The organism is Micromonospora sp. M51 (assembly GCF_018070305.1).
Lineage (GTDB): Bacteria > Actinomycetota > Actinomycetes > Mycobacteriales > Micromonosporaceae > Micromonospora > Micromonospora parva.
On record NZ_JAGPXZ010000218.1, the window covers coordinates 1 to 8,198 of the forward strand.

6 protein-coding genes are annotated in these 8,198 nt (G+C 70.9%); 1 reads left to right on the forward strand and 5 read right to left on the reverse strand.

The genetic code is table 11. From position 1 onward, the window contains the following. Window positions 1-88: 88 nt before the first annotated feature. Both KBX53_RS14155 and KBX53_RS14160 read right to left on the reverse strand, forming a co-directional pair. The gene (locus KBX53_RS14155) at window positions 89-1,567 is read right to left on the reverse strand and encodes a glutamate--cysteine ligase (protein ID WP_210859680.1); all 1,479 of its coding nucleotides are present in this window, start codon (window positions 1,565-1,567) and stop codon (window positions 89-91) included. 312 nt (window positions 1,568-1,879) lie between these two features. Continuing rightward, window positions 1,880-2,461, reverse strand: coding sequence for a YceI family protein (locus KBX53_RS14160; RefSeq protein ID WP_210859682.1), 582 nt, complete (start codon window positions 2,459-2,461; stop codon window positions 1,880-1,882). A gap of 99 nt (window positions 2,462-2,560) precedes the next feature. On the opposite strand from KBX53_RS14160, the gene KBX53_RS14165 reads away from it, so the two are divergent. Further along, window positions 2,561-3,079, forward strand: a complete 519-nt coding sequence (locus KBX53_RS14165; RefSeq protein ID WP_030331945.1) for a MarR family winged helix-turn-helix transcriptional regulator — start codon at window positions 2,561-2,563, stop codon at window positions 3,077-3,079. Between the two features lie 236 nt (window positions 3,080-3,315). On the opposite strand, the gene KBX53_RS14170 is transcribed toward KBX53_RS14165, so the two are convergent. The 3 genes from KBX53_RS14170 to KBX53_RS14180 all read right to left on the reverse strand — a co-directional run. Beyond that, window positions 3,316-5,967: a helix-turn-helix domain-containing protein gene (locus KBX53_RS14170; protein ID WP_210859684.1), complete on the reverse strand. Its 2,652-nt coding sequence runs from the start codon at window positions 5,965-5,967 to the stop codon at window positions 3,316-3,318. Window positions 5,968-6,100: 133 nt separating this feature from the next. Continuing rightward, window positions 6,101-7,249, reverse strand: a complete 1,149-nt coding sequence (locus KBX53_RS14175; RefSeq protein WP_030331942.1) for an acyl-CoA dehydrogenase family protein — start codon at window positions 7,247-7,249, stop codon at window positions 6,101-6,103. Between the two features lie 78 nt (window positions 7,250-7,327). Continuing rightward, window positions 7,328-8,198 (reverse strand): acyl-CoA carboxylase subunit beta (locus tag KBX53_RS14180; protein WP_305797944.1); only part of this gene is annotated, 871 nt, incomplete at its 5' end.

Genomic DNA, 8,198 nt, shown 5'->3' on the forward strand with positions numbered 1-8,198 from the left:
CCCATCGACCCCTTCCAGTGAGCATGAAGATTCTGCCATGACACGCCGGGCGAGGTGGCAATAACTTGATGATCAACCCGCACGGGGGTTAGGGGGTTGGCCAGGTGTGGACGGGTTGGTTGGTGCGCTGGAGTTCGGCGTAGCGCTGGACCATGTGGTGCAGGGCAGCTGTCCGGTCCATGCCATGGTGCCGTTCCGCCGCCCAGACCGCCTCGGTCTGCCAGACGGCGCCGTTGCGGCCGGTACGGCAGCGCTGCTCGATGATGCCGAGCAGACGGTCCCGCTGCGCCGCGGCGACACCGAACCCGTCCAGGCCGGCGGCGGCGGTGGGCAGCAGCTGGTCCAGGACCAGCTTGGTGACCGGCACGTCGCCGAGCCCGGGCCAGTGCAGCACGGCGTCGAGGCCACGTCGGGCGGCGGCGTGGAAGTTCTCCTCGGCCGAGCTGAAGGTGAGTTGACTCCAGATCGGCCGGTCGGCCTCGGCCAGACCGCGTACCAGCCCGAAGTAGAAGGCCGCGTTGGCCAGCATGTCCACCACCGTCGGACCAGCCGGCAGCACCCGGTTCTCCACCCGCAGGTGCGGGCGGCCGTTCATGATGTCGTAGACCGGCCGGTTCCACCGGTAGACAGTGCCGTTGTGCAGCCGCAACTCGCCGAGCTGTGGCACACCGCCGGCGTGCAGCACCTCCACCGGGTCCTCGTCCTCGCAGATCGGCAGCAGCGGCGGGAAGTACCTGACGTTCTCCTCGAAGAGGTCGAAGATCGAGGTGATCCACCGTTCGCCGAACCACACCCGGGGTCGTACGCCCTGGGCCTTCAGTTCGTCCGGGCGCGTGTCGGTGGCCTGCTGGAACAGGGCGATCCGGGTTTCGGCCCACAGTTGGCGGCCGTACAGGAAGGGGCTGTTCGCGCCGACCGCCACCTGCACACCGGCGATGGCCTGGGACGCGTTCCAGTAGTCGGCGAAGCTGTCCGGGGCGACCTGGAGGTGGAACTGGAGGCTCGTGCAGGCGGCCTCGGGGGCGATCGAGTCGGTGTGCGTCCGCAACTGCTCGACGCCGCGAATGTCCAGTTCGATGTCCTCGCCACGGGCGCCGACGATCTGGTCGTTGAGCACGCGGTAACGCTCGTTGGTGGAGAGGTTGTCCTCGACCAGGTGCCCCTCGGTGAGGGTGGGCAGGATGCCGACCAGGACGATCTTCGCGTCGGATCTGGCGGCGCGCTCGTCGGCCCGGGAGAGGCTGCCGCGCAGGTCGTTCTCGTAGTCGGCGAAGCCGGTGCCCTCGATCAGTCGGGGTTCGGCGTTGAGTTCGAGGTTGAACTGCCCCAGTTCGGTCTGGAAGAGGGGGTCGGCGATGTCGGCGAGGATCTCCTCGTTGCGCATCGCGGGCTCGGCGGCCGAGTCGACCAGGTTGAGTTCGATCTCCAGGCCGGTCATCGGCCGGTCCGCGTCGAAGCCGAAGTCGTCGAGCATCAGGGCGAAGACGTCCAGGCACCGCCGCACCTTCTGCCGATACCGGACGCGATCATCCCGGGTGAAGGCGCCCTCTGAGACGTCCCTGCCCATGTGTCCTCCCGACGGCCGGCGCGGTCGGGATCCTGCCGTCCCGGAAGCGCTTTGTGAAGCATCCACGGTAAGAGCGCCCACCTGACCGGGGCCAGAGGCCGACGCCGGTGATCCGGCGTCGACCGGCGCGGACGCGCTCGTGGCGCCATCTGTACCCCGTCGTCGCCCTGCAGGACCCGGTGGCGGTGCGATCAACTCGTGACAATTACCACGAGCGGAGACGACGCAGGGCCCGCGCCGACGTACGGCGCGGGCCCTGCGTGCCGGATCACCCGGGAGGATGCCCCTGACCCTCCGGCGATCCCCGAGGGATCAGGCCTGACGGACGGCCTCGCCCTCGATCTCAATCTTGATCTTGCGGCTGACCAGCACGCCCCCGGTCTCCAGGGCGACGTTCCAGGTCAGGCCGAACTCCTCGCGGTCGATCTCGGTGCTCGCGGAAAAGCCGAAGATGTCCTGGCCGAACGGGCTGCGGCCGACACCCTCGAACTCCACCTCCAGCTCGACCGGACGGGTGACGTCCTTGATGGTCAGCTCACCGGTGAGCACGAACTCGCTGCCGCGACGGGACTTGACCCCGGTGCTGCGGAACTCGAGCGTCGGGAACTTGTCGGCGTCCAGGAACTCGGCGCTGCGCAGGTGCGCGTCCCGGTCGGCCTGGGTGGTGTCGACGCTGGCGGCCTGAATGGTGGCGACGACCGACGACTGCAGCGGGTCCTCGGCAACGGTGATGGTGGCGGTCGCCTCGTTGAACTCACCGCGAACCTTGCTCACCATCATGTGCCGGGCAACGAAGCCGACCCGCTTGTGCGCCACGTCGAGCGCGTAGGTGCCGGCCGCCGGGATGGTGAGGCCGTCCCAGTCGCGGGTAACCGCATCGATGCTGCTGGTCATGCTGCTGTCCTCCAGGAGATTGTTTAATAGCCCAACGACTGCGTGAGCAACTATAACCGCAACAATATTCCCCGTGTCAAGCACTGGTATGATGAACGGGTGACCAACGTCTTCGACGATCCCCGGATCACCGCCGTCGGCCTGCTCTTCGAGGCACACGCCGGGCTGTCCGCCCGGTTCACCGCCCAGCTGGAGGAGCACGGCCTCTCCGCGGTCGAGTTCGAGGTCATCACCCGACTCGCCCGCTCGCCCGGCAACCAACTACGGATGACCGACCTCGCCGCCCAGACCTCCCTGTCGACCAGCGGAGTGACCCGGGTGGTCGACCGCATGGAGCGCGACGGGCTGCTCACCCGCCGGGCCTGCCCGAACGACCGGCGCAGCTCGTACGCGGTGGTCACCGCCGCCGGGATGCAACGCCTGAACGAGACGCTGCCCGGCCACCTGCAGATAATCGAACAGTGGTTCACCGGGCAACTCGACCCCGAGGCGCTGGCGGCCCTCCTCGACGGGTTGCGACGGGTCCGCGACGCCGCGCATCCGTGCGCCACCGCCGGCAGTGACGACGTCGACCCGGAGCAGCGCGCCGACGCCGACAGCGCCGCCCGACGACAGTGAGAAGCACTGTCACCGCCATTGCACGGCGGCAGAAAGACCGGCAGAACTGACCCAGCCAAGCTGGAGAATTCGGTCCAAGCCGACTTTCTGCCATCGCATCGGTGGCAGGCTTCCTGCACCGGGGATCACCGGGGGGTGACGGCGCGGGCGATCAGCGAGGGGTAGCACCAAAGGGGGCTCTTCGCCCGCGCCACTCTCCCGTCGCGATCCTCCCGAGGACACCCGGTTCGTCGCTCCTAGCGAGTCGACCCGTCCCGGTCGGCGACCAGCGCGTAGAGCAGGCCCGACTCCTGCGGCAACAGCCGGATGCCGGTCTCCACGCAGACCCGGTCCAGTCGATCGAGCACCGTCGGGTCCGCAGTGCTCGCGGCCAGTCCCACCAGCGCCTCCACCACGTCGCGGCGATCCTGCCCCGCGTTGTCGCTGGCGGCGGCGAACCACTCGGCGGCCAACTCCCGGTCACCCCGGTGCAGCGCCAGGTTCCCCTCGATCAGCGCGCACAGCCCGGCCTCCGGCCCACCCCACCTCAGCGTCGCGTCGCCCGACCGTTGTCGCGGCACTGTCGGCCGCGCCGGCAACGACTCCACGCCCCCGGCCCGCAACTCGGCCAGCACCTCGGTCGCCTCCGCGACCCGCCCGTCCTGGGCGAGCGCCAGCCCGACGGTCCCCAGCACCCGACGGCGACGCCCGGGGTCACCCAGCTCGGACAGGGCCTCGATGGCCCGCTGGCCCCGGTCGACAGCGTCCGCGTACCAGCCCTCCAGCCGGGCGACCTCGGCACGGTTGGCCCAGCCCAGCACCCGCAGTCGCCGCTCCCCGCTCTCGACGGCGAGCCGGTCCACAGCAGCGAGCCGGCGGCGGGCCGCAGCCAGGTCGCCGGCGCGGATCTCGTGCCAGGCGAGGCTGTTCTGGGCCACCGCCAGGTCCCGGGTCCGGCCGTTGCGGGCAGCCAACCGCAGCAGCGCCTCGGCCTGCTCGCGAGCCTCCTCCTGCCTCCCCACGGAGATCAGCAGGGTGCCGAGCACGTTGCGCGCCTCCAACTCCCCGGTGACGTCGCCGGCCCGCCGGAAGGTGTCCAGCGCCGCGCGGGCCGTCGACAGCTCCTCCGCCCCCGCCCCGTGCTCGGCAGCCAGCCGGGCGGCCCCGAGAGCGGCCCAGCCCCGCAGGAGAGGGTCGGCGTCGCCGGTCCGCGGGTCCGCCAACAGCCGCCGCAGCCACTGCCGCCCGACGACATCGCGTCCGCGGAACCGCCACCAGCGGGTCAGGCAGGCCGCCAGCCGCAGTGCGGTCAACGGGTCGTCGGTGGCCGCGTGGGCCAAGGACGAGCTGATGTCACTGCTCATCTCGTCCAGCCGGTGCACCGCGTCGGGCAGCCGTGGGCCGACCAGGTCACTGGCGGTCCGTGCCACCAGGCGCGCGATGACCTCCGCGTGTCGACGCCGGATGCAGGTCAGCTCGCCCTCACCGGTCGCCTGCTCGACGGCGTAGTCACGGACCGCGTCCAGCAGCCGGAACCGGAACGACCCGGTTCCGCGTACGCTCAGCAGCCCCAGCTCGACGAAGCGGTCCAACAGCGGCACCGGGTCGATCGCCACGGTGCCGTCCCGGTCGGCCTCGTCGGCGAGCATCTCCTCGGCCAACTCCACGGACCAGCGGTTGCCGAAGACGGCCAGCTGCCGCAGCGCGGCCCGCTCGTCCGACGCCAACAGGCGGTAGCTGAACGCCACCGCGTCCCGCAGGGTGACCGCTACCGCGCCCCCCGCACCGTTGTCGGGCACGCTCGTGCGACCGGTGCGCCCCTCCGGTGCGTCCCAGCGCGGGTGGGTGGAGGCGTCGACCGGAGTGGCCAGGTCGAGCACCCGGTCGCCGTACCGGTCGAGCAGTTCGGTGAGGTCGAGGAGCCGACCCCGGGCGGCCATCAGCTCGATGGCCAACGGCAGCCCGCCCAACCGGCGCACCAACGCGGCGAGCGCCGGCAGCTCAGCGGGGGTGGGCGGCTCCCGGCGCACCTGAGCGAGCCGGGCGGTGAACAACGCGACCGCCGGCCACGATTCGAGTCCGGCGTGCTCGGCCTCCGGCGGTGGCACGTCGAGCGGCGCGACCGGCCAGACCCGCTCACCGGGCAACCCGACCGGGTGTCGCCCGGTCACCAGGACCCGCAGTGAGGGCAGTGCGCCGATCAACCGGTGCAGGGTGGCGGCCACCGGTCCCGGGGCGTGCTCCACCGCGTCCATCAGCAGCAGCGCCGGCCGTCCGGCGAGCCGGGCCACGAGTTCGGACAGGCGCGCCACACCGAGTACTGACATCGAGGCGGCGAGCACGTCCGGACCGTCCGATCCCTCGCCGACCAGCACCCCGGCGACACCGCCCGGGTGGTCGGAGGCCACCAGGTGCGCCACCGACGTCGCCAGGGCGGTCTTGCCGACGCCGGCCAGCCCGACGAGGCTCACCAGCCGGGGCCCTCGCTCGGCGGTCAGCATTGCGGCCAGCTCGGTGAGGTCGCGATCCCGGCCGATCAACGCGACCGGCGGCGGGAGCGCGACCGCCGGGCCGGCGGGTGCGGCCGACGCGGCGTTGCCGCTGACCGCGAACGTCGTCGACGCGACGTCCGGTGGGGCCGGCTCGGCACCGACGCCGCGGGCCGCGGCCAGGAACGCCGCCCGGCTGGCGCCGGTCAGCGCCAACGCCCCGGCGAGCAGCTCGACGGTGGTGCGCTGCGGCCGGATCGACCGGCCACGCTCCAGGTCACGCACCGTCCGTACGCCCACCCCGGCCCGGGACGCCAGCTCGGCCTGGGTCAGGCCGGCGGCGCGTCGATGCCCGCGGAGCAGCTCCGGCAGTGTGGTCCGCCCAGCCGGGCTCCGCGACCAGTCATGATCCGGAGTCATGGGCTCGAAGAGTACGGATCGACTCCGACCATCGGCAGTCGAACGTCGGGCTACCGACGCCCGCTCGCCGAAACCCGACAGCCGTACGGACAGCCCGTCCAGAACGACCGGCTGATCAGTTCGGCTGGACCACTCAGAGACCCAGATCCCGAGCGATGATCATGCGCTGCACCTCGCTGGTGCCTTCGCCGATCTCCAGGATCTTGGAGTCCCGCCAGAACCGGGCAACCGGGTACTCGTTCATGAAGCCGTACCCGCCGTGGATCTGGGTGGCCTCCCGGGCGTTGTCCACGGCGATCGTGCTGGCGTGCAGTTTCGCGATGGCGGCCTGCCGCTTGAACGGCTCGCCGGCCAGCATCCGCGCGGCGGCGTCGTAGTAGGCCAACCGGGCGGTGTGCGCCTTCAACTCCATGTCGGCGATCTTGAACTGGATGGCCTGGTTGGCGCCGATCGGCTGACCGAAGGCGTGCCGTTCCTTCGCGTACCTGATGGACTCGTCGACGCAGCCCTGCGCGAGACCGACGGCCAGCGCGGCGATGGCGATCCGGCCCTCGTCGAGGATCCGCAGGAACTGCGCGAACCCCCGACCCCGAGCGCCGAGCAGGTTGGCGGCCGGCACCCGACAGTCGTCGAAGGTCAGCTCGTGGGTGTCCGAGGCGGTCCACCCCACCTTGGAGTAGCCGGGGGCCACGGTGAACCCGGGCGTCCCGGTCGGCACGATGATCGTCGACAGTTCCTTGGAACCGTCCGGGTTCGTGCCGGTCACCGCGGTGACAGTGACCATGGCCGTGATGTCGGTCCCGGAGTTCGTGATGAACGCCTTCGACCCGTTGATCACCCACTCGTCGCCGTCCAGCACCGCCCGCGTCTGCGTGCCGGCGGCGTCCGAGCCGGTGCCCGGCTCGGTGAGACCGAAGCCGGCCAGCGCCTCACCGCTGAGCAGCCGGGGCAACCAGGTCGCCTTCTGCTCCTCGGTGCCGAAGCGGTAGATCGGCATCGCGCCCAACGAGACCGCCGCCTCCAGCGTGATGGCCACACTCGAGTCGACCCGGGCCAACTCCTCCAGCGCCAGGCAGAGCGCGAAGTAGTCGCCGCCCATGCCGCCGTGCTGCTCGTCGAAGGGCAGGCCGAACAGGCCCATCTTGCCCATCTGCCGGATCACCTCGTACGGAAAGGTGTGCTGCTCGTAGTGCTCGGCGATGACCGGGGCGACCACCTCGCGGGCGAATTCCCGCACGCTCTCGCGCAGCGCCTCTTGTTCGTCGGTGAGCCGGAAGTCCATCTCATCCTCCTGTAAGGACGGTCCGCCTCGGCGCTCGTGACGCCGAGGGCGGGTCGCTGTGCGGGCCCGAGTCGATGATCAGACCGGGGTGACGCCGTGCCGACGGCGGGAGAAGTGCCGGTCCTTGGTGCGTGCCGCAGCGAACCGGCGGACCAGCTCGGTGCGCAGGTCGTGCGGCTCGACGATGGCGTCCACCACCAGTTCGCTGGCGAGCCGGACGACGTCGATGTCCTGCTCGTACTCGGCGCGCTTGGTGGCGACGAACGCGGCCCGCTCGTCCTCGTCCGCAATGGCGGCGATCTTGTTGGCGTAGACCGCGTTCACGGCGGCTTCGGCGCCCATCACCGCGATCTTCGCGGTGGGCAGGGCGATGGTCGCGTCCGGCTCGAAGCCGGGGCCGGCCATCGCGTAGAGGCCGGCGCCGTACGCCTTGCGGACCACCACGCAGATCTTCGGCACCGTCGCCTCGGAGATCGCCGTGATCATCTTGGCGCCGTGCCGGATGATGCCCTGCTTCTCCACAGCGCTGCCGACCATGAAGCCCGGTACGTCGCTGAGGAAGAGCAGCGGCACGTTGAACGCGTCGCAGAGCTGCACGAACCGGGTGGCCTTGTCGGCCGAGTCGACGAAGAGCACGCCGCCCTTGAACATCGAGTTGTTGCCGACCACGCCGACGACCTGGCCGTCGAGTCGACCGAAGCCGATGGTCAACTCCTTGGCCCAGAGCGCCTGGATCTCGAAGAACGAGCCCTCGTCGAGCAGACCCTTGACGTACCGCCGCATGTCGAACGCCTGCCGCTCACTGGCCGGCACCAGCGCGGCCAGGTCGGCCTTCGCGGGCGCGGCGACCGCCGGCGCGGCCGGCGGTTGCTGGGTCCAGTTCGCCGGCAGGTACGACAGGTAGGTCTTCACGACGTCGAGCGCGTCGGCCTCGGTCTTGCAGAGGATG

Bases quoted from the DNA above. Each gene is read 5' to 3' on its own strand.
- KBX53_RS14155 (WP_210859680.1), bottom strand. From the start codon at position 1,567: ATGGGCAGGGACGTCTCAGAGGGCGCCTTCACCCGGGATGATCGCGTC.
- KBX53_RS14170 (WP_210859684.1), bottom strand. From the start codon at position 5,967: ATGACTCCGGATCATGACTGGTCGCGGAGCCCGGCTGGGCGGACCACA.
- KBX53_RS14160 (WP_210859682.1), bottom strand. From the start codon at position 2,461: ATGACCAGCAGCATCGATGCGGTTACCCGCGACTGGGACGGCCTCACC.
- KBX53_RS14175 (WP_030331942.1), bottom strand. From the start codon at position 7,249: ATGGACTTCCGGCTCACCGACGAACAAGAGGCGCTGCGCGAGAGCGTG.